Annotated in this window: 19 protein-coding genes; 13 read left to right on the top strand and 6 right to left on the bottom strand. The window is 61.8% G+C overall.

Annotated elements, in window-relative coordinates; genetic code table 11:
* Window positions 1–92: 92 nt before the first annotated feature.
* The 3 genes from AC19YY_RS23685 to acnB all read right to left on the bottom strand — a co-directional run bounded on the left by AC19YY_RS23685 (window position 93) and on the right by acnB (window position 5,208).
* Window positions 93–1,364: a glycosyltransferase gene (locus tag AC19YY_RS23685; RefSeq protein WP_170041596.1), complete on the bottom strand. Its 1,272-nt coding sequence runs from the start codon at window positions 1,362–1,364 to the stop codon at window positions 93–95.
* 25 nt (window positions 1,365–1,389) lie between these two features.
* Complete coding sequence (locus tag AC19YY_RS23680) at window positions 1,390–2,283, bottom strand: alpha/beta fold hydrolase (RefSeq protein ID WP_170041081.1); 894 nt, start codon at window positions 2,281–2,283, stop codon at window positions 1,390–1,392.
* Between the two features lie 315 nt (window positions 2,284–2,598).
* Window positions 2,599–5,208 (bottom strand): bifunctional aconitate hydratase 2/2-methylisocitrate dehydratase, encoded by a 2,610-nt coding sequence (acnB, locus tag AC19YY_RS23675; protein WP_169955792.1) that lies wholly within the window; start codon window positions 5,206–5,208, stop codon window positions 2,599–2,601.
* 395 nt (window positions 5,209–5,603) lie between these two features.
* Between acnB and AC19YY_RS23670 the strand changes: the two genes are divergently transcribed.
* On the top strand, window positions 5,604–6,074 hold the full coding sequence (locus AC19YY_RS23670) for a DUF1289 domain-containing protein (RefSeq protein ID WP_170041082.1): 471 nt from the start codon (window positions 5,604–5,606) through the stop codon (window positions 6,072–6,074).
* 189 nt (window positions 6,075–6,263) lie between these two features.
* On the opposite strand, the gene AC19YY_RS23665 is transcribed toward AC19YY_RS23670, so the two are convergent.
* Window positions 6,264–7,130: a universal stress protein gene (locus AC19YY_RS23665; protein ID WP_500604962.1), complete on the bottom strand. Its 867-nt coding sequence runs from the start codon at window positions 7,128–7,130 to the stop codon at window positions 6,264–6,266.
* 157 nt (window positions 7,131–7,287) lie between these two features.
* Here AC19YY_RS23665 and AC19YY_RS23660 point away from each other — a divergent pair, with 157 nt between their 5' ends.
* From AC19YY_RS23660 to AC19YY_RS23650, 3 genes are all read left to right on the top strand, one after another.
* Entirely contained in the window at window positions 7,288–7,890 is a 603-nt protein-coding gene (locus AC19YY_RS23660; RefSeq protein WP_029294839.1) for a MiaE family protein, read from the top strand.
* 161 nt (window positions 7,891–8,051) lie between these two features.
* On the top strand, window positions 8,052–8,759 hold the full coding sequence (locus tag AC19YY_RS23655) for a winged helix-turn-helix domain-containing protein (RefSeq protein ID WP_169957369.1): 708 nt from the start codon (window positions 8,052–8,054) through the stop codon (window positions 8,757–8,759).
* A 4-nt stretch (window positions 8,760–8,763) separates the two neighbouring features.
* Window positions 8,764–10,044: an ATP-binding protein gene (locus AC19YY_RS23650; RefSeq protein WP_169957368.1), complete on the top strand. Its 1,281-nt coding sequence runs from the start codon at window positions 8,764–8,766 to the stop codon at window positions 10,042–10,044.
* A 564-nt stretch (window positions 10,045–10,608) separates the two neighbouring features.
* Here AC19YY_RS23650 and AC19YY_RS23645 read toward each other — a convergent pair.
* Together AC19YY_RS23645 and AC19YY_RS23640 are read right to left on the bottom strand one after the other, a co-directional pair.
* Window positions 10,609–11,400, bottom strand: coding sequence for a MipA/OmpV family protein (locus AC19YY_RS23645; RefSeq protein WP_500604961.1), 792 nt, complete (start codon window positions 11,398–11,400; stop codon window positions 10,609–10,611).
* 92 nt (window positions 11,401–11,492) lie between these two features.
* Window positions 11,493–12,380, bottom strand: coding sequence for a LysR family transcriptional regulator (locus AC19YY_RS23640; RefSeq protein ID WP_170041597.1), 888 nt, complete (start codon window positions 12,378–12,380; stop codon window positions 11,493–11,495).
* Between the two features lie 131 nt (window positions 12,381–12,511).
* On the opposite strand from AC19YY_RS23640, the gene AC19YY_RS23635 reads away from it, so the two are divergent.
* The 9 genes from AC19YY_RS23635 to nosR all read left to right on the top strand — a co-directional run bounded on the left by AC19YY_RS23635 (window position 12,512) and on the right by nosR (window position 23,380).
* Window positions 12,512–13,330, top strand: coding sequence for an HTD2 family dehydratase (locus AC19YY_RS23635; protein WP_500604960.1), 819 nt, complete (start codon window positions 12,512–12,514; stop codon window positions 13,328–13,330).
* 28 nt (window positions 13,331–13,358) lie between these two features.
* Window positions 13,359–14,522, top strand: coding sequence for an acyl-CoA dehydrogenase family protein (locus AC19YY_RS23630; RefSeq protein WP_500604959.1), 1,164 nt, complete (start codon window positions 13,359–13,361; stop codon window positions 14,520–14,522).
* 10 nt (window positions 14,523–14,532) lie between these two features.
* A complete protein-coding gene (locus AC19YY_RS23625) occupies window positions 14,533–15,882 on the top strand; it encodes an MmgE/PrpD family protein (protein ID WP_500604958.1) in 1,350 nt (449 codons plus the stop codon).
* 9 nt (window positions 15,883–15,891) lie between these two features.
* A complete protein-coding gene (locus AC19YY_RS23620) occupies window positions 15,892–17,088 on the top strand; it encodes a CaiB/BaiF CoA transferase family protein (protein WP_169957078.1) in 1,197 nt (398 codons plus the stop codon).
* Window positions 17,089–17,102: 14 nt separating this feature from the next.
* Window positions 17,103–17,924 carry an HpcH/HpaI aldolase/citrate lyase family protein gene (locus AC19YY_RS23615; RefSeq protein WP_170041090.1) on the top strand — a complete coding sequence of 274 codons (822 nt, stop codon included), beginning with the start codon at window positions 17,103–17,105 and terminating at the stop codon, window positions 17,922–17,924.
* A gap of 123 nt (window positions 17,925–18,047) precedes the next feature.
* A complete protein-coding gene (locus AC19YY_RS23610) occupies window positions 18,048–19,031 on the top strand; it encodes a TRAP transporter substrate-binding protein (RefSeq protein ID WP_170041092.1) in 984 nt (327 codons plus the stop codon).
* A gap of 145 nt (window positions 19,032–19,176) precedes the next feature.
* Window positions 19,177–19,809: a TRAP transporter small permease gene (locus tag AC19YY_RS23605; protein ID WP_169957076.1), complete on the top strand. Its 633-nt coding sequence runs from the start codon at window positions 19,177–19,179 to the stop codon at window positions 19,807–19,809.
* A complete protein-coding gene (dctM, locus tag AC19YY_RS23600) occupies window positions 19,809–21,089 on the top strand; it encodes a C4-dicarboxylate TRAP transporter large permease protein DctM (RefSeq protein ID WP_099169959.1) in 1,281 nt (426 codons plus the stop codon). The genes AC19YY_RS23605 and dctM overlap by 1 nt, the downstream gene beginning before the upstream one ends.
* A gap of 110 nt (window positions 21,090–21,199) precedes the next feature.
* Window positions 21,200–23,380 carry a transcriptional regulator NosR gene (gene nosR, locus AC19YY_RS23595; protein WP_500604957.1) on the top strand — a complete coding sequence of 727 codons (2,181 nt, stop codon included), beginning with the start codon at window positions 21,200–21,202 and terminating at the stop codon, window positions 23,378–23,380.
* Window positions 23,381–23,389: the final 9 nt, after the last annotated feature.

The raw sequence follows: 23,389 nt of genomic DNA, 5'->3' as shown, positions 1-23,389 counted from the left end.
TTTGGCAATCTAGCCCACGAGATATTTCTGTCAAACTTTTCCGGCGCTGTGCCGACGGCTCTGGCACGGTACTTTTGCCGTGGAGGCCGTGTTTATGACGCTCGGCACAGGCGAGGCAGGGAGTGGCGCGCGTGGCACTGCTCAATGGCCATGACCGCTGTTTCACAGGACGCAGCATCCGTGGGCATCAGGTTGCTCGCCCGAAGGCACGCCCCTTGCAACCGGGTGTCATGCAAGAGCGCTGAGATCGCACCTTGCAGGTCATGCCTGTCCAATGGCAGGGCAAGACGTATCCCACACCCCATGCGCACCAGTCGTTCGGCGTTATCGAACTGGTCATGGGCAATCGGCAGGACAATCTGTGGAATGCCGGCCGCCAGGGCCAGGCTCATGGCGCCAATGCCGCCGGGGTGGACCAGGCCGGCGGCGCGGGGCAACAGCGAACTCATCGGCAGAAACGGACACTGCAGCACAGTGGGTGGCAGGTCGTTGAGGAGTGGCCGATCACCGGTCAGAAAAATGCCACGTGCGCCGACCCTGTGCAGCGCTTCCAGGGCGAAGCGGTAAAACTGCTGGTCGAAGTGCTCAGTGGAGCCTTGGGTGAAGACAACGGGGGCCGATCCTGCATCCAGAAAGGCCCGGGTCTGTTCATCGAGCCCCAGGGTGCCACCGTCGAACAGCGGGAAACCGGCCATGTGCAAGGGTTGTGGCCAGTCTTGCTGTACGGGGGCGAACCATTCGGGGAACAGGCAAATCACCCCGTGGGGCGCATGCATCCATTGGCTGAAGATGTTCTTCGCCACGCCTGGCAAACCACGCTTGCGACGTAACGCATTGATTTGTGGGGCACAGGTTCGGTCCAGGCTCAGGTATTCGATCCCGCGCCAGAGCAATTTGCGCACCGTCAATGGCAAGCGGGGCGACACATTGAACGTGGGGTGTACGGGCGGCAAGTGGGCCGACAGCAGCGTTGAGGGAGACACCTGGACGGAAAGGTAAGGGAAGCCATATTTTTCATGGGCGATTCGAGCGCCCAGGGCCCACAGCGAGCCCACCACCACCGTATCGTCGGTGTTATGGGCGGTTACATAATCGTAGACCGGCTCTAAAAGGCCGGCGATGGCTTGCCACAGCACGGCGAAGGAGGTTTTCGGATCCCACAGCCGAGGATCGCCCATGGCGGCGTTGTAGGTCGCTTCATCGCACAACGGCACGAACGCCAGGCCCCGTGCCTCGATGGTGCGCTGAAACGCCGGCATGCTGCACAGCGTCACCTGGTGGCCGCGCAGGGTCAGGGCTGCGCCCAGGCCGATGAAGGGAAAAACGTCACCGGCCGATCCGATGGCAATCATGATTACTCGCATCATCTACATCCTTGCTCAAAAGTGTTCAGGCAAAGCTCAACTGCGCTTGCTGAGGGGGCGGCATGCAGAACGCCTCTGGCCGGGCGTCATGCTGCCTCAGTAGATGGCCGAGCAGCGCGCGGTGCACGCCGTTGGCCGCGGCCCTGGACTCCAGATCGAGAAAATGCCCGCTGCACTCGGCCGTGGAGAAGCTGCAGTCGCGGATGTACTGTTTGAAGCGCTGCACGTCCATGGCGCTGGTGTACTCGTCCCAGGCACCGTTCAAGAAGTGCACATGGCTGTCGATGTTCGACAACTGCGGCAGGTAAGCCCCTTCATTGAGCTTGAGGGCCTGGTCGATATGGAATCGCGCTTGATGTTGTTCGGCGTTGATCAACTGCGCCATGTGCTGTTGATTGGCGGTCTTGAGCCGGGGCGGCAGGTGCTTGCCCAGCGTCTGGTTGAGCAAGTGGCCGATACCTGCATTGTCATCCCGGGCCATGAGGGCCTGGGCACCGCTGACGTAGTCGAGCATCGGGCCGTTGAGTCCGGGGGCAAATGACATCACCACGGAGCTTTCGATGTTGTCCGGCTTTTGCGCGAGGGCCAGCAGGGTCGACAGGCCGCCCCAGGAGGCGGAGACCAGATGGTGAATGTTGAAGCCTTCGATCAGCGCCAGCAGGATCTGTACTTCGTCGTCCTTGGTCACCAGGCAACGGCTCGGGTTGTGAGCCCGGGAGTTTCCGGCGAACGGTAAGTCGAACAGCACCACGTTGAAGTGTTCGGCCAGGCATTTGCTGGTGCGGGCAAAGGCCGATGTGGTGGCCATGGCGCCATTGACCAGCAGTACGTTCTTTTTATCGGGGGCATCGCCGATTTGTTCCACCGACACCGCATAGTCCTTGAAGACGTTCTTGATCACGTATTGGTTGCGCCACATAACACACCTCCATTAATCACTTAAAAACGGGTGAGAGCGCCCCTGCCACCGGGTTCGGGCATCGAGGACAAGGTTTGGCTGTTTTTATTAGAAGTAGTACGGCATACAGCGCGAGTACATCCAAAGCAGGCAGATCCCATGACGCGGGCATCAGGGTGTAGAGAGTTTCGGTCTTCAAGGTGTGGCGGGACAACTACCTGATCTGGTAGGTCGTGGGAGAAAGGTCGTCGACAGCCAGTGCCTGGCAGGTTTTTCCAGGCATAAAAAAACGCCGCGTACCTTGCGATACGCGGCGTTCTTCACATCAACACACCCTTAGGCTTGAACCACCGGGATGTTGGCGCTTGCTGCGATTTTGCGGAACTCGGCGATCTGGTCGAAGTTCAGGTAGCGGTAGACGTCACTGGCCATGGTGTCCAGTTTCGCCGCGTAGCCCATGTACTCTTCGACGGTCGGCAAGCGACCCAGGGTGGAAGCGACTGCCGCCAGCTCGGCCGAAGCCAGGTAGACGTTCGCGCCATCACCCAGACGGTTCGGGAAGTTACGGGTCGAAGTCGACACTACAGTGGAGTTCGGCTCAACACGAGCCTGGTTACCCATGCACAGCGAGCAGCCCGGCATTTCCATGCGCGCGCCAGCCTTGCCGTAGATGCCGTAGTAGCCTTCTTCGGTCAGTTGGTGAGCATCCATCTTGGTCGGCGGCGACAGCCACAGACGGGTTGGCAGCTGACCCTTGACCTGCTCCAGCAACTTACCGGCAGCGCGGAAGTGACCGATGTTGGTCATGCACGAACCGATAAACACTTCGTCGATCTTCTCGCCAGCAACGCTGGACAGCAGACGGGCGTCGTCCGGGTCGTTTGGCGCGCAGAGGATTGGCTCGTTGATTTCAGCCAGGTCGATCTCGATGACTTCGGCGTATTCGGCGTCGGCATCGGCTTCCATCAGCTCAGGGTTGGCAACCCAGGCTTCCATCGCTTGGGCACGGCGTTCCAGGGTACGTGCATCACCGTAGCCTTCACCGATCATCCAGCGCAGCAGGGTGATGTTGGAGTTCAGGTACTCGGTGACGGAGTCTTTGGACAGCTTGATGGTGCAACCGGCAGCCGAACGTTCGGCCGAGGCGTCGGACAGCTCGAAAGCCTGCTCCAGCGTCAGGTCGTTCAGGCCTTCGATTTCCAGGATGCGGCCGGAGAAGGCGTTTTTCTTGCCTTTCTTCTCAACGGTCAGCAGGCCGGACTGGATCGCGTAGTAAGGGATGGCATGCACCAGGTCACGCAGGGTGATGCCAGGTTTCATTTTGCCTTTGAAGCGCACCAGGATCGATTCCGGCATGTCCAGTGGCATTACGCCAGTGGCTGCGGCGAACGCTACCAGGCCAGAACCGGCCGGGAACGAAATGCCCATCGGGAAACGGGTGTGGGAGTCACCACCGGTACCCACGGTGTCCGGCAGCAGCATGCGGTTCAGCCAGCTGTGGATGATGCCGTCGCCCGGACGCAGCGATACACCGCCACGGGTCATGATGAAGTCAGGCAGGGTGTGGTGGGTGGTCACGTCGATCGGCTTTGGATAGGCCGCGGTGTGGCAGAAGGACTGCATCACCAGATCGGTCGAGAAGCCCAGGCATGCCAGGTCCTTGAGTTCGTCACGGGTCATGGGGCCAGTAGTGTCCTGGGAGCCCACGGTGGTCATCTTCGGTTCGCAGTAGGTGCCTGGACGAACGCCTTTGCCTTCTGGCAGGCCGCAGGCCTTGCCGACCATTTTCTGGGCCAGGGTGAAACCCTTGCCGGTGTCGACAGGGGCTTCAGGCAGCTTGAACAGGTCGGTAGGGCCAAGACCCAGCTCGGCGCGAGCCTTCTCGGTCAGGCCACGGCCGATGATCAGCGGGATACGGCCGCCGGCACGAACTTCGTCCAACAGGACCGGAGTCTTCATTTCGAAGGTGGTCAGGACTTCATCGGTGCCGTGCTTGCAGACTTTGCCAGCATGCGGGTACAGGTCGATCACGTCGCCCATGTGCATGTTGGTGACGTCGAATTCGATTGGCAGTGCGCCAGCATCTTCCATGGTGTTGTAGAAGATGGGAGCGATCTTGCTGCCGAAGCAGAAGCCGCCAGCGCGCTTGTTAGGCACATAAGGTACGTCGTCGCCGAAGAACCACAGTACCGAGTTGGTCGCCGACTTACGGGACGAACCGGTACCGACCACGTCACCGACGTAGGCGATCGGGAAGCCCTGGCCGCGCATTTCTTCGATCTGCTTCATCGGGCCGGTCTTGCCTTGCTCGTCCGGCACGATGCCTTCACGGGCCATTTTCAGCATGGCCAGGGCGTGCAGCGGGATGTCAGGACGGGACCAGGCATCGGGAGCAGGGGACAGGTCGTCGGTGTTGGTTTCGCCGGTGACCTTGAACACGCGCAGGCTGATCTTGTCGGCCAGGGTCGGGCGGTTCTTGAACCACTCGCCGTCGGCCCAGGACTGGATCACTTCCTTGGCGTGCTGGTTGCCGTTCTTGGCTTTTTCCGCGACGTCGTGGAACGCATCGAACATCAGCAGGGTGTGCTTGAGCTGGGCAGCTGCAACGGCCGCCAGTTCGGCGTCGTCCAACAGCTCGACCAGGGTCACGATGTTGTAGCCGCCTTGCATGGTGCCGAGCAGTTCAACAGCGCGTTTTTTGTCGATCAGGGGAGAAGAAACTTCGCCCTTGGCCAGGGCAGACAGGAAACCGGCCTTGACGTAGGCAGCTTCGTCAACGCCTGGTGGAATGCGGTTGGTGATCAGGTCAACGAGGAACTCTTCTTCGCCAGCCGGGGGATTTTTCAGCAGCTCGACCAGGCCTGCGGTTTGTTCGGCGTTTAGCGGCTGGGGAACGATACCCAGGGCTGCACGCTCTTCGATATGTTTGCGGTAGGCTTCAAGCACAGTTATTACCCTCATCAGTGGTCCCACGGGACGCTCATCCAGACATGCACGGCACGCATGCGCTCGAGGGCTTTTTGGGCCGTAGAGCCAGCGCTGCCGGCATTTCTCACAGAAGCTGCTTTCAAAGTTTTACGCCTGCAGAACGGAGCTGATGAGGGTTGGTGCTGGTTATTTGGAGGGTAAATAACCAGCGCCAACACCGTTCTGAAGGAACGACTGTGCTCGTGACGCTTTGAAAACAGCTTCCAACGGATTATTTGGCGCCTTACAAGGCCGGATGATTCTACGGCAAAAAATTTCTAAAGGTAAGTTGCCGCAGCAAGTTTGCAGGGTGATGAACCTTAGACAAAGGGCTAACATGGGCCACTGTTTCGCTGATTTGTGCGCTGCCACCCATGTCCAATCACACCATCAAGACCCCCTGCATCGGCCTGTGCTCCACGGTTTACGGCGATCTCGTGTGCCGGGGCTGCAAGCGTTTCCACCACGAAGTGATCCAGTGGAACGGCTATGGCGAGGAAGAAAAGCGCGCAGTATGGCTGCGGCTTGAGCAACTGCTGGTTCAGGTGATGGCGGGCAAACTGGAGGTGTTCGACCCCAAACGGCTGCGCTGGCAGTTGGAGCAGCGCAAAATTCGCTTTGTGCCGCACCAGTCCGAATACTGCTGGGCCTACCAGTTGATCGCCCGGGGCGCCCGGGTGATCAACAACCTGGACGCCTACGGCATGGTGCTGATGCCCGAGTTTCGCGACTGGAACCTGCCGGAACTGCGCGATGCCATTGATCGGGAGTTTTTTATCCTGTCCGAAGCGCATTACCAGCGCTACATCGCGCCAGGCTTCCTCAAGGATGCACTAGGCCACTGACTGTCGCTGATCAACCTGTGGGAGCGGGCTTGCCCGCGATGGCGGCGTGTCAGTCAGGCATCTGTCAACTGACCCACCGCTATCGCAGGCAAGCCAGCTCCCACAATTGCTCTGCGGTGTGGCCAAAATACTCTGCACCGCCAAGATCCCCAGTGGGAGCGGGCTTGCCCGCTCGCACATGTTTGATCTTCATTTTGCCTTGCTGGCCAGTTCCTCCAGGTGATCGATGATGCTCTGGGGCTTGAGCACCAGCACGTCGCTCTCCAGTGCATCGAGCACCACTTCCGCTGTATTGCCGATCAGCGCCCCGGAAATCCCGGTGCGTGCCACGGTGCCTATGATCGTGACCGCCGCGCGCAGTTTATGGGCGGCATGGGGGATCAGCACATCGGCCGGACCTTCTTCGATGTGCAGCCGGCTGTCGTCAATGTCGAACTCGGCCTGGAACGCCTTGCACTGCTCGCGATAGCGGGCCTCGATGGTTTCCTTGAGTTGGAACACCGGGTCAGCTGCCGACAGCATGGGCGACGGATGGGCGCTGATCACATGTAACTGGCCCTTGGCCAGGCTGGCGATGTCAAAACCATGATCGACGATGGCGGCGTGCAGGGCTTTATGCTCGTTATCGAGGTTGCCCACGTCGATGGCCGCCAGGATCACCCCGTCGGTCCATGGGGTCGCTGTCTTGACCAGCAGCACGGCGGCCGGGCACAAGCGCAGCAGTTTCCAGTCTTCGTGTGTCAGCAGGGCCTTTTTCAGCGGGCTGTCGGGGTAGTGCTGCTTGATCACCAGCTTGCAGCTCTCGCTCTGCTGCACCCTGATGATGGTTTTATGCATGTTGTTGTGCCAGGCCTGTTCGGTGCTGACGCTATAGCCATCCTCTTGCAAGCCGGCCTTGAGCAAGCTCAACAAGGCCGAATGCTCATGCTTTTCATCGCACACCAGCAAATGCAAGTGAGCGTCGGTCACCCCGGCGATCAGCTTGGCGCGCTTGAGCGCCAGGCTTTCCGAGTGTTCGGGCTCGATGATCACCAGGATTTTGCCAATTTCGTTCATGAGCGGGATCTCCAAGGGTGGGAAGGACAAGGCTTCGAACAACTATAGTTGTTGCCCGCCGTACGTCATGTTGATGCACATCAAGGCCCGTGACTGGTGGTCTGCGGCGGGGTCGGTATAATCGGCGGCCTTTTGTGATCCTTTGCCCGTGAGCCCGATGAACCTGCCCGAAATCCATGAATTCCTCGGTTGCCGCACCCCTGACGCCTGGGTCCAGGCCGCACTGGCCGACCAGGAAACCCTGCTGATCGACCACAAGAATTGCGAGTTCAAGGCCGCCAGCACCGCCTTGAGCCTGATTGCCAAGTACCACTCCCATGTTGACCTGATCAACATGATGTCGCGCCTGGCCCGCGAAGAACTGGTCCACCACGAGCAAGTCATGCGCTTGATGAAAAAGCGCAAGATCGAACTGCGCCAACTGCACGCCAGCCGCTATGCCTCGGGCTTGCGCAAGGTGGTGCGCAGCCACGAGCCGGTGAAACTGGTGGACACCCTGGTGGTGGGCGCCTTTATCGAAGCGCGCAGTTGCGAGCGTTTCGAAGCACTGGTGCCGCATTTGGACGAAGAACTCGGCAAGTTCTACTTTGGCCTGCTGAAAAGCGAGGCGCGACACTTTCAGGGCTATCTGAAGCTGGCCTATCAATACGGCGATGCCAAGGATGTTGCCCAAGTGATCGAGCGGGTCCGCGCCGCTGAGCAGGAACTGATCGAATCACCGGACGTCGAGTTCCGTTTCCACAGCGGCGTGCCGGCCTGATCTCAAACGCCCGTGAAAGACTGCGGGCTATTTGTAAAAAACTCTTAAAAACATGAAGTTTGCGTCAAAGCCCTGCTGTATGGGGCCCTGCGTGCGCTTGTGGATCGCTGTTGCCCACTATAATGCGCGCACTTCAATCGGCGCTGGCACAGTGGAAACTTATGGAAAACTTGGGTCTGGGCAAGGTCCTGCTCGTTGAGGACGATGAGAAGCTGGCAGGGCTGATCGCGCATTTTCTGTCACAGCATGGCTTTGAAGTGCGCGTGGTGCACCGGGGCGATGAGGCGTTGGCGGTGTTCCTGGCGTTCAAACCGAAGATCGTCGTGCTCGACCTGATGCTGCCGGGCCAGAGCGGCCTGCATGTGTGCCGCGAGATCCGCAATGTGTCCGACACCCCCATCGTGATCCTCACCGCCAAGGAAGACGACCTGGACCATATCCTCGGCCTGGAGTCCGGCGCCGATGACTATGTGATCAAGCCAATCAAGCCGCCGGTGTTGCTGGCACGCTTGCGGGCCTTGCAGCGCCGCCATCTGCCGGAGCCGACGGTGCGCGGCTCCCTGGCGTTCGGCCAGTTGGCGATTGACCGCAGTTGCCGAGGGGTGAGCCTGGGTGACGAAAAGATCGACCTGACCACCATGGAATTCGAGCTGCTGTGGTTGCTGGCCAGCAGTGCGGGCAAGATCCTCTCGCGCGACGATATCCTCAACCGCATGCGCGGGATCGCCTTTGACGGGCTCAACCGCAGTGTCGATGTGTATATCAGCAAGCTGCGCAACAAACTCAATGACAACCCCCGTGAGCCGGTGTGCATCAAGACCATCTGGGGCAAGGGCTACCTGTTCAACCCGTTTGCCTGGGAGGTCTAGCCCGATGTTGCGCCTGTTCCTGCGTCTGTACATCATCCTGGCCCTGGGCCTGGCCGGGGCGATCTGGCTGGTGAACTACACCTTCGATGAATTGCTGCCCGAAGCCAACGAGACCTACAACCGCGAAGCCATGCGCGGCCCGGCCTACGGCCTGGTGGAGCAATTACGCCCGTTGCCGGCGGGCGCAGCTCGCGAGGCGCGCCTGGCCGAGCTGCAAAAGCACTATGGATTGCGCCTGGGTTTTATCGACCGCAAGGCGGCGGGATTCGACCCTCGCGAGCAACAAATACTGGCTGACGGCAAGTTGGTGGTGCGCGGCGACTTCATGGAGTTCATCACCGAAATCGACGGCGGCGCGCAGTTGCTCCAGGTCAAACTCCCGGTGGAACCGCGCTGGCTGTACCTGTGGGCCTATAGCCTGTTGGGCCTGTGCCTGGCCATCGTCCTGTATTTCTGGGTGCGCCCGCATTGGCGCGACCTGGAGCATATCCGCGTGGCGGCCCAGGGTTTTGGTAACAATGACCTGGGCTCGCGCATCTTACTGCCACGGCGCTCGAGCGTGCGCGAGCTGGCCGGGCACTTCAACCAGATGGCCGAGCGCATCGAGCACCTGATCGCCAACCAGCGTGAGCTGACCAACGCGGTGTCCCATGAGTTGCGCACCCCGATTGCGCGCTTGTCGTTTGAGCTCGATCAGCTCAAGCAGGAAGCCGACCCGCGCCAGAGCCGCGCGCTGATTGGCGACATGTACGCCGACCTCGGCGAGCTGGAGGATATGGTTTCTGAGCTGTTGACCTACGCCAGTCTTGAGCGTGGCGCGACGCAGGTCACCCGCGAGAATATCGAGGCGCAAAGCTGGCTCGACAGTGTGATCGGCAGCGTGGCCCTGGAAGCCGAGGCCGAAGGCGTCCAGTTGTCGCTGCGCACCTGTGAAGTTGATTTCATCCAGATCGAACCACGGTTTATGGCGCGCGCGGTGATCAACCTGCTGCGCAATGCCATTCGTTACGCGGAGCAGCGGGTAGAGGTATCGCTGGTCAAATTTGGCAGTGGCTACGAGGTACGGGTGTGCGACGACGGCCCCGGCGTACCCGAAGACGGCCGGGAGAAAATCTTCCAGCCGTTTATGCGCCTGGACGCCAGCCGCGACCGCCGCACCGGCGGCTTTGGCCTGGGCCTGGCGCTGGTGCAGCGGGTCAGCCAGTGGCATGGCGGACAGGTGCAGGTGCTGGATTCGCAGTGGGGCGGGGCGTCGTTCCGCATGACCTGGGCCTACGCCGACTAACCTTTTGCAAACTCATGAAGGTTGTAAATGTGGGGCTGGCTAGTCGGGTCGCCGCCTCGCTGCGATGGTCGTAAACGATGACGTTGGGTACCTGACACTCTGTGGCGATCTATTGGGCCGCCATCGCAGGCAAGCCAGCTCCCACAGGCGAATGCAGCTTCGCGCTCTGGCTTTGCTGTTGCTCTGCTTTTGATCTGGCTTTTGATCTTAGGCGCCCCGTTAAACCACGATGGCCGCAGGCAGGTATTGCGCAGTGGGCACCCCGGCATGGATGCCGGGGTAGCCGCGACACGGCCATGGATGGCCGATCGCGGCGGGCCCACGGAGCAATGCCTGACTGCGGGCATGCCGAGCCTAGGCGAGGCACCGAGTGGTGGGGCAAAAGCGCTTTGGTTACTTTCGCGCTCTTCGAAAGTGACCCGCCGTAAGGGCGGAACCCTAAGTGGCCGTAACCGCAGCAACGGATATATACACCCCCCCCCAACAACCCAAAAAGAGCGAATGATCATCGCAGCAATGCGGCGACCGGCAAGCCAGCCCCCCCTGTCTGATTGGGTTTGCAAATCAAAAGGTGTAGTTCAACACGCCCATCACCGACGTCTGCATCCTGCGTTCCACAATCGGGCTTTTGCCCGCATCACCGGACAAATACTGCACATCCAGCAAGGTCGAGAAGGTTGTGTGGTCGCCCAGCGGCACGCTCCAATCGAGGTTCAAGCCCCGGCTGACCATCCCACCCTTGGCGTCATACGCGCGAAAGCGGCTGCTTTGGGCTTGGCCGGTGGTCACGCCATACCAGGTCTGCACATAGTTGCCATCGCCAAAGCGGCTGTTGAGGCTGGCGTCCACGGTGCCGTAGTCACCGTCATACAGGTTGGTGCCAATGCTCAGTTCCAGGGAGGTAAACGCCTTGCCGCTGTCTTTTTTATCGTCTTGCTCCAGCGCATGTTCCAGGGTTGCGCCGAGGATTGCGGTGCCCAGGGTATAGCTGGCACTCACGCCGAACTGCGGCCGCGACTTGATTTGACCCATGCCCTTGAGCCGGTCGGAGCCCAGGCTGGTGCTTTTCTTCTGGTCCTTGCGCGCAGTGCTGGCGCCGACATAGGCATTGAAACTGAGGTTGTCATCTTCATAACCCCAACCCAGCCCCTTGTTGGTATCGAGAAAAATCCCCCACGGGCTGACGATGTTTGCGCCGAGCATGGGCGCGGTCATGCGCTCATTGCTGCCGCTGTAGCGCGGCAGGTTGGCTGCCCCGGCTTGCAGGCTGTATTGCCAGTCGGCGGCGGCTGACAGTTGGGTGCAGGTGATCAGGCACACAGAAGTGGCAGCGAGGTAGATCGTTTTTGAACGCATGATGGCCTTCGTCGTTCCAAGGAAGGCTCAAATCCTAGGGACGGCGGGGGCAGGGGTCTTTGGCAGCTTTGTCGGGAAACTGTCAAAGACTGTTAAACGGCTGGCCTCAGGGTCGCAATCAGCGCGCGGATCGCGCCCGGCAGGGCATCCAGCTCGCGCACCAGGATGCTGCGTTCGCGCACCGCCCAGCTTTCATCGAGCTTGATGCTCACCAGTTGCATGGTCCGACTGTGCCGCACGGCGGCGGACTCGGGGATGATGCCGATGCCGACTCCGGCCTCGACCATGCGGCAGATGGCTTCGAAACTCGACATCTGGATGCGCAGGGACAGTTGCTTGCCCAGGTGCTCGACGTGTTCACGCAAGAAGCTGAGCAAGGTGCTGCCTTCGTGCAGGCCAATATGCTGATAGGCCAGGGTCTGTTCCAGGGTCACTGACGGCTGGTTGGCCAGGGGATGGCCCACCGGCACCGTCAGCACCAGGTGGTCAGTGCTGAAGTGCAAGACCTGCAAGCCCGGCGCCTGCACGGGGCCGGCGATGATGCCCATGTCACTGGTGCCGTCGAGCACCCCGCGCACGATGTCACGGGACAGGCGCTCCTGCAGGTCGACCGTCACGCCGGGGCGCTGGGAGAGGAAACCAGCGAGGATTTCCGGGAGAAACTCGGTGACTGCCGTGGTATTGGCAAAGATACGGATATGCCCGGCGGAGTCGGCGCCATATTGGGTGAATTCGCTTTTCAGGTAATCGACCTGGCGCATGATCAGCCGCGCGTGGTGCAGCAGCCGTTCACCGGCCGGGGTGACTTCCACGCCGCGACTGTCGCGGTACAGCAGGCGCGTATCCAACTGGCCCTCCAGGGCCTTGATCCGTGCACTGGCGGCTGCCGGCGAGAGGAACGCACGCTTGGCACCCTGGGTCAGGCTGGGGGATTCGGCGATATGGATAAACAGGCGCAGGTCGGCCAGGTCGAAGTGCATGCAAGGCTCCCAGGTGAAGATAGCGGCGTTCAGCATAGCCGAACGCTGGTTTATTGAAATGCAAATTCTCAGAACGGCCAGGCGCTTGCATGATCCGGGGCAGACACTCACTGCCCGAGGACCTGCCCCCGATGAGCGCCACTGATTGGATTGGCCGAAGCGAAACCGCCCACGACCATTTGAGCCGTAACCTACTCAAGCGTATTGCCGCCACCTTCGGCGAGGCGGTGCCGGACGACGGAGCAGATTTACCACCGCTATGGCAGTGGTGCTTCTTCCAGGACCCGCTGGCGGAAACCGCCCTGGGCGCCGACGGCCACCCGGCCCGTGGCGGCTTCCTGCCGCCGGCCGATAACCGCAACCGCATGTGGGCCGGTGGGCGTATCGAGTTCCTGCACGCCTTGCGTGCCGGTGAGGCGGCGACCCGCGTGTCGACCATCACCCAGGTCGAGGAAAAGACCGGGCGCAGCGGTTCGTTGCTGTTTGTCACCGTGCGCCACGACTACTCCCAGGAGGGCCGCCTGGCAATCCGTGAGGAACAGGACATCGTCTACCGCGAGCCCACACCGCCCAAGGCCGGCAGCGGCGATGCCCTGGCCCGGGGCGACTGGTGTGAGGCGATCGAGCCCACGCCGACCTTGCTGTTTCGCTACAGCGCCGTGACCTTCAACGGTCACCGCATTCACTACGACTACCCCTACGTGACCGGCACCGAAGGCTATGCGGGGCTGGTGGTGCATGGGCCGCTGATCGCCACCTTGAGCCTGCGCGCCTTTTGCCGGGCACATCCCGAAGCCACCTTGCGCCGTTTTGCCTATCGCGGCGTGCGTCCGTTGATTGCGCCACAGGCGTTTGAGGTGGGCGGGCGAGTGACGGCGGCCGGTGTCGCCCAGCTGTGGGCCGGTAACGCTGCTGGCCTGGCGCAGCAGGCTGAAGTGCATTTCGAATAATCCAAGAACAACAGGCGGAGAGCCGTTAATGAACCCCAATGACAACGAAGAACTCAACGCCATCCGCGAAGGCGTGCGCGCCTTGTGCGCTGAATTCGACGCCGCTTACTGGCGCAAAATCGATGAAGAAAAGGGTTTCCCCGAAGCCTTCGTCAAGGCCCTGACGGACGCTGGCTGGCTGTCGGCTATGATTCCTGAGCAATACGGCGGCTCCGGCCTGGGCCTGGCCGAAGCCTCGGTGATCCTCGAGGAGGTCAACCGTTGTGGCGGCAACTCCGGCACCGTCCATGGCCAGATGTACAACATGTTCACCCTGTTGCGTCATGGCAGCGAGGCGCAAAAGCGCTTCTACCTGCCCAAGCTGGCCAGCGGTGAATTGCGCCTGCAGTCCATGGGCGTTACCGAGCCCACCACCGGCACCGACACCACCAAGATCAAGACCACCGCGATTCGGCGCGGCGACAACTACGTGATCAACGGGCAAAAGGTGTGGATCTCGCGGGTGCAGCATTCCGACCTGATGATCCTGCTGGCGCGTACCACGCCGCTGGCCGAGGTGAAGAAAAAGTCCGAGGGCATGTCGATCTTCCTGGTGGACCTGCGCGCGGCCATCGGCAACGGCCTGACCGTGCAGCCCATCGCCAATATGGTCAACCACGAGACCAACGAGTTGTTCTTCGACAACCTCCAGCTGCCCCTCGACAGCTTGATCGGCGAGGAGGGCAAGGGCTTCAAATACATCCTTGACGGCCTCAACGCCGAACGCACGCTGATCGCCGCCGAATGCATCGGCGATGGCCGCTGGTTTATCGAAAAGGCCAGTGCCTATGCCCGCGACCGCGTGGTGTTTGGCCGGCCAATCGGGCAGAACCAGGGGGTGCAGTTCCCGATTGCCGAAGCCCATATCGAAATCGAGGCGGCGGACCTGATGCGCTGGCGTGCCTGCGAGGAATACGACCGCGGCGTCAATGCCGGGGCCAGCGCCAATATGGCCAAGTACCTGGCGGCCAAGGCGTCCTGGGAAGCGGCCAACGCCTGCCTGCAAACCCACGGCGGCTTCGGATTTGCCTGCGAGTACGACGTGGAGCGCAAATTCCGCGAGACGCGCCTGTACCAGGTGGCGCCGATCTCCACCAACCTGATCCTGTCGTACGTGGCCGAGCATCTGCTCGAGCTGCCACGCAGCTTCTGAGGGCCTGAGCATGAGCCATACCCAAGCCTTGTGCCGGTTCCTCGCCGAGTTGAATGACGCGCAATTGCCCGACGCGGTGCTGGCGCGTATCGAAGAACTGTATCTGGATTGGCTGGCCTCGGCGCTGGCCAGCCAAGGTTCGCACCCGATTCCCTTGTTCGAGCGCTATGCACAAAAGATGGGCCCGGCCACCGGGCCTTCGCAGATAATCGTCAACGGTGGCAGCAGCAGCGCGTATTTTGCCGCGCTGCTCAACGCGGCCTCATCGCACCTGGTGGAGCAGGACGACCTGCACAACAGCTCGGTGCTGCACCCGGCGACGGTGGTGTTTCCCGCTGCCCTGGCCGCCGCGCAAGATCTCGGCAAATCCGGTCGCGAGTTGTTGTTGGCCGCGGTGGCCGGTTATGAGGCCGGGATTCGCATCGGCGAGTTCATGGGCCGTTCCCACTACCGGATCTTCCACACCACGGCCACAGTCGGCACCTTGGCGGCGGCGGTGGCCGTGGGCAAGTTGCTGGACTTCAACGAAGAACAATTCATCAACCTGCTCGGCAGCGCCGGCACCCAGGCCGCCGGGCTCTGGGAGTTCCTGCGCGATGCCGCTGACTCCAAGCAGTTGCACACCGCCAAGGCCGCAGCGGATGGCTTGCTGGCCGCGTACCTGACGGCGGATGGCTTGAGCGGTGCGCGCAATATCCTCGAAGGCGAGCAGGGTTTGGCGGCGGGTATGTCCACTGACGCCGAGCCGGGCAAATTGTCCGCAGGCCTCGGTAGCCGCTGGGCGCTGCTGGAAACCTCGTTCAAGTTCCACGCTTCGTGCCGCCATACCCACCCGGCCGCCGATGCGTTGCTGGACTTGATGCAGCGCGAAGGCCTGGCCGCTGCGGATATCGCCAGGGTCGAGACCCGCGTGTACCAAGGCGCTATTGATGTGCTCGGCCGCGTGACCGTACCGGCCACCGTGCACCAGGCCAAGTTCTCCATGGGTACCGTGCTCGGCCTGATTGCTGTGCACGGCAAAGCCGGGCTTACCGAGTTTCATCAGTGGGCCCTGAGCGATCCCGCCGTCGCTGCGTTCCGCGACAAGGTCAGCATGATCTTCGACCGCGCAGTCGACGACGCCTATCCGCAGCGCTGGCTGGGCCGCGTCACCGTGACCTGCGTCGATGGCCGCACGTTGCATGGTGCGATTGACGAGCCCAAGGGCGACCCGGGCAACACCCTGGACCGAGTGCAGTTGGCGGACAAGTTCCAGCGCCTCTGCCAGTTCAGCGGCGCCCGCACGCCGGCCCAGGCCAGCGCCTTGATCGAAAAAGTCTGGAACCTGCGCAACGCCGTATCCATGGCCCATTGGCTTTGAGGAATTGTCATGACTGCTAATCAACGACCGCTGGACGGCATCACCGTGGTCAGCCTGGAACACGCGATTGCTGCGCCGTTCTGTACCCGCCAACTGGCCGACCTGGGGGCGCGGGTGATCAAGATCGAACGCCCGGGCAGCGGTGATTTTGCCCGTGGCTACGACGAGCGCGTGCGCGGCCTGGCCTCGCATTTTGTGTGGACCAACCGTTCCAAGGAAAGCCTGACCCTGGACCTCAAGCAGGCGGAGGCCGGCGCTATCCTCGACACCTTGCTGGCCGATGCCGACGTGCTGGTGCAGAACCTTGCACCCGGTGCGGCGGCGCGTATGGGGCTCGCGTTCGAGGCGCTGCAGGCGCGCTTTCCACGACTGATTGTGTGTGATATTTCCGGCTACGGTGAAGGCGGGCCCTACGAGAAAAAGAAAGCCTATGACCTGCTGATCCAGAGCGAGGGCGGTTTTCTTTCGGTGACCGGTGGCCCCGGTGAAGAGCAGATGGCCAAGGCCGGTTGTTCCATCGCGGATATCTCCGCCGGCATGTACGCCTACAGCGGCATCCTGTCGGCACTGCTATTGCGCGGCAAGACGGGCAAGGGCAGCCGCATTGACGTGAGCATGCTGGAAAGCCTGGTGGAGTGGATGGGCTACCCGATGTACTACGCCTTCGACGGTGCCCCGCAGCCACCGCGGGCCGGCGCGGCGCATTCGACGATCTACCCCTACGGGCCGTTCCCCACCGGCGATGGCGGCACGGTGATGCTCGGTTTGCAGAACGAACGCGAATGGGCGGCGTTCTGCGACAAGGTACTGCTCACCCCGACGCTGGCGACGGATGAACGCTTCTCGGCCAACTTCAAGCGTTCAGCCAACCGCGAAGTGCTGCGCCAGATCATTGTCGACAGCTTTGCCCAACTCGACACCGAGGCCGTGATCCAGCGTCTGGAACACGCGCAGATCGCCAGTGCACGGGTCAACGATATGCAAGGCGTGTGGGACCACCCGCAACTCAAGGCCCGCGACAGCTGGCGTGAAATCGACAGCCCGGCCGGGCCGTTACCGTCGTTATTGCCACCGGCGCGTAACGCCGCGTTTAGCCCGCGTATGGACGGCGTACCGGGACTGGGGCAGCACAGCCAGGCAATTCTCCAGGCGCTGGGCTACTCGGGTGAGGCCATCGACAGCCTGCGCGCGCGCGGCGTTATCTAATCAGGAGTTCTGTGATGCCTTTGATTCGTTCTGCCTTGTTCGTGCCGGGCAGCCGCCCGGAGCGCTTTGCCAAAGCACTGGCCAGTGGTGCCGATGCGGTGATCGTGGATTTTGAAGATGCGGTGGAAGAACCGCTCAAGCGCCAGGCCCGGGACAACCTCGGCGGGTTTTTAACGGCCAACCCCGATGCCTGTGTGTGGGTGCGCATCAATGCCCCAGAACACGCCGAGCACTTTGCCGATGTGGCGTTCTGCAAAGCCCACGGCAACGTGGCCGGGGTGTTGCTGCCCAAGGTGGAAAGTGCCGCCCAGGTGGCGGTGGTCGCCGCTGCCGGCAAAGTCATCTGGCCGATTATCGAAAGTGCACGAGGCCTGCTGGCGGTGGCCGAAATCGCCCATGCGCCGCAAGTGCAGCGCCTGTCGTTCGGTGGCCTGGACCTGGCGCTGGACCTGAACCTGAGCAGCCACTCGGCGGCGGCGAATTTTGCCCTGGATCAGGCGCGCCTGGCGCTGATCGTGCATTCGCGCGCCGCCGGCCTGGTGGCACCGCTGGACGGTGTACACCCGGCGATCGACGACCCGGAGGGCCTGCGCCACTCGATCCGGCATGCCTATGAAATGGGCTTTGCCGGGGCCCTGTGTATCCATCCCAAGCAGGTGCCGGTGATCCATGAGGCCCTGGCGCCGAGTGCGGCGGACCTGGCCTGGGCCCAACGGGTGGTGGAGGCCGGTGCCCATGGGGCTGGGGCCTACCAGATTGATGGGCAGATGGTGGATGCGCCGGTGTTGCTGCGGGCCCAAAGGCTGCTGGCAGCACAGAACTCCCACGCGGGATAGGCATTGCTCCCCAGGTTGGTGTTCGGCCTGGCCGAACGCAGTGTTTAAAAAATTGAAATTCACTACACGCCTCACATCAGGCACCTTGCCTGACACCACCACAACAATAAAAAGGTGATACCCATGCTCAAGCTTTCTCGGGCGCTGTTGTGCGCCGCCACGTTGTTTGCCGCAGGCCTGGCCCAGGCGGCTGATCCGATCATCATCAAGTTCGCCCACGTGGTAGCGGAAAACACCCCCAAAGGCCAGGGCGCGCTGCTGTTCAAGAAACTTGCCGAAGAGCGCCTGGCGGGCAAGGTCAAGGTCGAGGTGTACCCCAACTCGTCGCTGTTTGGCGACGGCAAGGAGATGGAAGCGCTGCTGCTGGGCGATGTGCAGATGCTGGCGCCGTCCCTGGCCAAGTTCGAGCAGTACACCAAGCAGGTGCAGATCTACGACCTGCCGTTTTTGTTCAACGACCTGGCCGCCGTCGACCGTTTCCAGGCCGCTGAAGGCAAGCAACTGCTGACGTCGATGCAGGACAAGAACATCCTCGGCCTGGCCTATTGGCACAATGGCCTCAAGCAACTGTCGGCCAACAAGGCCCTGCACGAGCCCAAGGATGCCCGGGGCCTGAAGTTCCGCGTGCAGGCCTCCAGTGTGCTGGAGGAGCAGTTCAAGGCGATCCGTGCCAACCCGCGCAAGATGAGTTTTGCCGAGGTCTACCAAGGCTTGCAGACCGGCACTGTCAACGGCACCGAAAACACCTGGTCGAACTATGAAAGCCAGAAGGTCAACGAGGTGCAGAAGTACTTCACCGAGTCCAACCACGGCCTGATCGACTACATGGTGATCACCAACGCCAAGTTCTGGAACGGCCTGGCGCCGGACATCCGCAGTAGCCTGGAACAGATCATGGTCGAAGTCACCGTCGAGGTGAACAAGCAGGCCGAAGCGCTGAACCAGTCGGCCAAGCAGAAGATTATCGACGCCAAGACCAGCGAAATCATCGAGCTGACCCCCGAGCAACGCCAGCTATGGCGCGAAGCCATGCGTCCGGTGTGGCAGAAGTTCGAGGGGCTGATTGGCGCTGACCTGATCAAGGCCGCAGACGCGTCCAACCACTGATCGCCTGCGCGACCCCGACCCAATGTGGGAGCGGGCTTGCCCGCGATGGCGGCGTCTGAGCCAGCCGAGAGGCCGTTGATGCCCCATCGCGGGCAACCCCGCTCCCACATGTTGCGACCCCTTTCCCTGTAAGCGAGGTTTTGCCATGCAATCCCTAAGGCGCGTCTGGGAGCACCTGGAGGAAGGTTTTATCGCCTTCCTGCTGGCCGCCATGACCCTGGTGACGTTTGTCTACGTCATGCTCAACAACATCTACACCCTGTTTTTTGCCCTGGCCGACAAATGGGCCTGGAGCAGCAGTTTTTTCAACGCCCTGGGCGACGGCACCATGACCTGGGCCCAGGACATGACCTGGAGCGTCGCGCTGACCAAGGCGATGTTCGGCTGGCTGATTTTCTTCGGGATTTCCTATGGCGTGCGCACCGCCGGCCACCTGGGGGTCGATGCCCTGGTGCGCCTGACGCCACGCCGGGTCCAGCGCCTGCTGGGAATGCTCGCGTGCCTGTGCTGCCTGGCCTACGCCGGGTTGTTCATGGTGGCCAGCTACAAGTGGGTGAGTGCCGTGCTGGCGGCCGGGATCGGGGCCGAGGACCTCGATCATTTCGGCCTGGAAGTGGGGCATATCGCGCTGATCGTGCCGATCGGCTTTGCCCTGGTGTTGATCCGCTACCTGGAAATTTTCTACCGCCTGTTTACCCACCGTCAGGTCGGGTTGGGGCTGGCCGACGAAGCCGGTGAAGCCAGCAAGTTGGCCGGTAGCCATGAGGAGCGTGACTGATGGCCGTTCTCTGTCTGTTTTTACTGCTGTTGGTGTTCATGTTTCTCGGCGTGCCCATCGCGATTTCCCTGGGGTTGTCGGGGGCGATGTCGATCCTGATGTTCAGCCAGGACTCGTTAAGCTCTCTGGCGATCAAGTTGTTCGAAACCAGCGATGCCTACACCTTCCTGGCGATTCCGTTCTTCCTGCTGTCGGGGGCGTTCATGACCACCGGCGGCGTGGCGCAACGCTTGATCGATTTTGCCAACGCCTGTGTCGGCCATATCCGTGGCGGCCTGGCGATTGCGGCGGTGCTGGCGTGCATGCTGTTCGCCGCGCTGTCCGGTTCATCGCCGGCGACGGTGGCGGCGGTGGGGTCGATTGCCGTGGCCGGTATGGTGCGTTCCGGTTACCCCAAGGAGTTTGGTGCCGGGATCATCTGCAATGCCGGGACCCTGGGCATCCTGATTCCGCCTTCCATCGTGATGGTGGTGTATTCGGCGGCGACGGAAACCTCGGTGGGCAAGCTGTTTATGGCGGGGGTGATCCCCGGCTTGCTGCTGGGCCTGATGCTGATGATCGCGATCTACATCGTGGCGCGTATCAAAAAGCTGCCGGCACAACCCCGGGCGACCTTTGCCCAGTGGCTGGGCTGTGCCCGTCGCGCGTTCTGGGGCCTGTTGCTGCTGGTGATCATCCTCGGCGGTATCTACAGCGGCATGTTCACCCCCACTGAAGCTGCAGCGGTGGCGGCGGTGTACTCGGCGTTTGTCGCGCTGTTTGTGTACAAGGACATGCGCTTGAGGGATTGCCCCAAGGTGCTGCTGGAGTCTGGGCGCCTGTCGATCATGCTGATGTTCATCATCGCCAACGCCATGCTGTTTGCCCATGTGCTGACCACCGAACAGATCCCGCAGGAAATCACGGCCTGGGTCATCTCCGAAGGGCTGACGCCGATCGGTTTCCTGCTGATGGTCAACGTGGTGCTGTTGATCGCCGGCAGCTTTATGGAGCCCTCGGCCATTGTGCTGATCCTGGCGCCGATCTTCTTCCCGATTGCGATGAAGCTGGGCATCGACCCGATTCACCTGGGGATTGTGATGGTGGTGAACATGGAGATCGGCCTGGTGCATCCGCCCGTTGGGCTGAACCTGTTCGTGACCTCGGCGGTGACCGGCCTGACCCTGGGCCAGACGATCCGCGCAGCGATGCCATGGCTGATGATCCTCCTGGCGTTCCTGGTCCTGGTGACGTACGTGCCGTTTATCTCACTGGCGCTGCCGCAGTGGTTGGGCATGTAGCCAGCGCCCAAACGCCGCACCACCCCCAGACTTGATTTCAATCAAGGGCTCACTGGCCACGTGCCACCTACCATCGGCTGCATATCCCGGCCGTTGAAGTCAGTGAGCCCATGAACCGCACCAAGCCCTCGACCCTCGCTACCCTGGCTGCAAGTCCCGTTACCTGGCTGGTTGTCCTGGTGCTGCTGTTCAGCCTGGCCGGCCCGGCCCAGGCCAAGTCCTACGGCGCGATTGAACAGCAGCGCATCGACAAGATTTTCCCGCAGGCCGACGCCATTTCCGCCGCCCAAGGCCCGTTCAAGGTGCGCACGCTGTCGGCCAAAGGCGCGGTCATCGGCTATGTGTTCCAGAGCCTGGACGTGGTGGACATCCCGGCGTACTCCGGCAAACCGATCAACACCCAGGTGATTCTCGACCCGGCCGGGGTGATCCGTGATGCCTATGTGCTGGAGCACCACGAGCCGATTCTGTTGATCGGCATTCCCGAGGCCAAGCTGCATGACTTCACCGCCCGCTACAGCGGGATCAACGTCAAGCAGCGGGTGGTGGTGGGGCATTCCAGTGACAGCCAGGCGGTGACCGTGGATGCGGTGGCCGGTGCCACGGTCACGGCGATGGTGGTCAATGAGGTGATCATGCGCGCCGCCCACGAAGTGGCGGTGTCGCTCAAGCTGATCGAGGACAAGGCCAGCACCGCGCAGAAAGTCGCGCTGGTGCGCGCTGACCTGTTCGAGCCGGCCAACTGGGCGCAGTTGACCGGCAATGGCGCGGTGCGCCGCTTGCACCTGACGCGCGGCCAGGTGGATGCCGCCTTCAAGGGCACCGAGGCCGAAGGCGTGGACGTGGCGGGGGCGGGGCAGGTCGACGAGACGTTTATCGACTTGTATGTGGCCGATCTCAACGCGCCGACCATCGGCCGCAACCTGTTGGGTGACGCGCAGTACCGGGTGTTGATGCAGGGCCTCAAGCCCGGCGAGCAGGCCATCGCGGTGCTGGGACGCGGGATTTTTTCGTTCAAGGGCTCGGGCTATGTGCGCGGCGGGATTTTTGATCGGGTGCAGTTGCGCCAGTTCGGCAATGTCATCAGCTTCCGCGATATGGACCACCAGCGCCTGTACGACGTGTTCGCCGAGGGCATGCCCGAGTTCGATGAAATGTCGGTGTTTATCGTGCGCCCCCAGGCTGCGTTCGATCCAGGCTCAGCGTGGACCCTGGAGCTGCTGGTACGGCGCCAGACCGGCCCGGTCAGTGGCACCTTCAGCAGTTTTGAATTGCCCTACCAGATGCCCGAGGCGTATCTGGAGCGCCCGTTGCCCACCGCCGCCGAACAGGCCGCCATCGACGAAGCCAACCGGCCGATGTGGCTGACGATCTGGTACCAGAAACACGTGCAGATCCTGATCCTGGGCGCCGCCCTGGTGCTGCTGACGGTGATTTTGTTTTTGCAGGACAGCCTGGCCCGGCGCCCGCGCCTGTTGCATTGGGTGCGCCGTGGCTACCTGCTGTTTACCGTGGTGTTTATCGGCTGGTACGCCCTGGGGCAGTTGTCGGTGGTCAACGTGCTGACCTTTGTGCATGCCCTGTTCCAGCAGTTCCGCTGGGAGCTGTTCCTCACCGACCCGCTGATCTTCATGCTCTGGGTATTCACCGCCGCCAGCATCCTGCTGTGGGGCCGGGGGGTGTTCTGTGGCTGGTTGTGCCCGTTCGGGGCGCTGCAGGAGCTGCTCAACGAGGCGGCGCGCAAGCTCAAGGTGCGCCAGTTCGAGTTGCCGTTTGCCGTGCATGAGCGGCTGTGGGCGATCAAGTATTTGATCCTGCTGGGGCTGTTTGGCCTGTCCCTGGAGTCGATGGCCACCGCCGAGCGGTTTGCCGAAGTGGAACCGTTCAAGACCGCCATCACCCTGCATTTCGACCGCCAATGGTGGTTCGTGCTGTACGCCGTGGCGCTGCTGGTGATCAACCTGTTCACGCGCAAAGTCTACTGCCGCTACCTCTGCCCACTGGGCGCGGCGCTGGCGATCCCCAGCAAATTCAGGCTGTTCGACTGGCTCAAACGGCGCAAGGAGTGTGGCGATCCGTGCCAGTTGTGTGCCAGGGAATGCGAGATCCAGGCGATCCACCCCGACGGCCATATCAACGCCAATGAATGCCACTACTGCCTCGATTGCCAGATGACCTGGCACAACGACCACAAATGCCCGCCCCTGATCAACAAGCGCAAGAAACGCAACAAGGCCGCACCCGCCACTGGGCAATTGATCCCGGTGGTGCAGGTGGCGGTGCCTGAATGACGGCCTTGG

The organism is Pseudomonas sp. MF09156, from assembly GCF_059862305.1.
The sequence above is the reverse complement of the archived record's forward strand: the minus strand, read 5'-3'. Positions and strand labels throughout refer to the sequence as shown.

Coding starts and splice junctions, on each gene's coding strand:
- AC19YY_RS23630 (WP_500604959.1), top strand. CDS start 13,359: ATGAACCCCAATGACAACGAAGAACTCAACGCCATCCGCGAAGGCGTG.
- AC19YY_RS23620 (WP_169957078.1), top strand. CDS start 15,892: ATGACTGCTAATCAACGACCGCTGGACGGCATCACCGTGGTCAGCCTG.
- AC19YY_RS23615 (WP_170041090.1), top strand. CDS start 17,103: ATGCCTTTGATTCGTTCTGCCTTGTTCGTGCCGGGCAGCCGCCCGGAG.
- AC19YY_RS23625 (WP_500604958.1), top strand. CDS start 14,533: ATGAGCCATACCCAAGCCTTGTGCCGGTTCCTCGCCGAGTTGAATGAC.
- AC19YY_RS23635 (WP_500604960.1), top strand. CDS start 12,512: ATGAGCGCCACTGATTGGATTGGCCGAAGCGAAACCGCCCACGACCAT.
- AC19YY_RS23650 (WP_169957368.1), top strand. CDS start 8,764: ATGTTGCGCCTGTTCCTGCGTCTGTACATCATCCTGGCCCTGGGCCTG.
- AC19YY_RS23680 (WP_170041081.1), bottom strand. CDS start 2,283: ATGTGGCGCAACCAATACGTGATCAAGAACGTCTTCAAGGACTATGCG.
- AC19YY_RS23645 (WP_500604961.1), bottom strand. CDS start 11,400: ATGCGTTCAAAAACGATCTACCTCGCTGCCACTTCTGTGTGCCTGATC.
- nosR (WP_500604957.1), top strand. CDS start 21,200: ATGAACCGCACCAAGCCCTCGACCCTCGCTACCCTGGCTGCAAGTCCC.
- AC19YY_RS23685 (WP_170041596.1), bottom strand. CDS start 1,364: ATGCGAGTAATCATGATTGCCATCGGATCGGCCGGTGACGTTTTTCCC.
- AC19YY_RS23640 (WP_170041597.1), bottom strand. CDS start 12,380: ATGCACTTCGACCTGGCCGACCTGCGCCTGTTTATCCATATCGCCGAA.
- AC19YY_RS23660 (WP_029294839.1), top strand. CDS start 7,288: ATGAACCTGCCCGAAATCCATGAATTCCTCGGTTGCCGCACCCCTGAC.
- AC19YY_RS23655 (WP_169957369.1), top strand. CDS start 8,052: ATGGAAAACTTGGGTCTGGGCAAGGTCCTGCTCGTTGAGGACGATGAG.
- AC19YY_RS23665 (WP_500604962.1), bottom strand. CDS start 7,130: ATGAACGAAATTGGCAAAATCCTGGTGATCATCGAGCCCGAACACTCG.
- AC19YY_RS23605 (WP_169957076.1), top strand. CDS start 19,177: ATGCAATCCCTAAGGCGCGTCTGGGAGCACCTGGAGGAAGGTTTTATC.
- AC19YY_RS23670 (WP_170041082.1), top strand. CDS start 5,604: ATGTCCAATCACACCATCAAGACCCCCTGCATCGGCCTGTGCTCCACG.
- AC19YY_RS23610 (WP_170041092.1), top strand. CDS start 18,048: ATGCTCAAGCTTTCTCGGGCGCTGTTGTGCGCCGCCACGTTGTTTGCC.
- dctM (WP_099169959.1), top strand. CDS start 19,809: ATGGCCGTTCTCTGTCTGTTTTTACTGCTGTTGGTGTTCATGTTTCTC.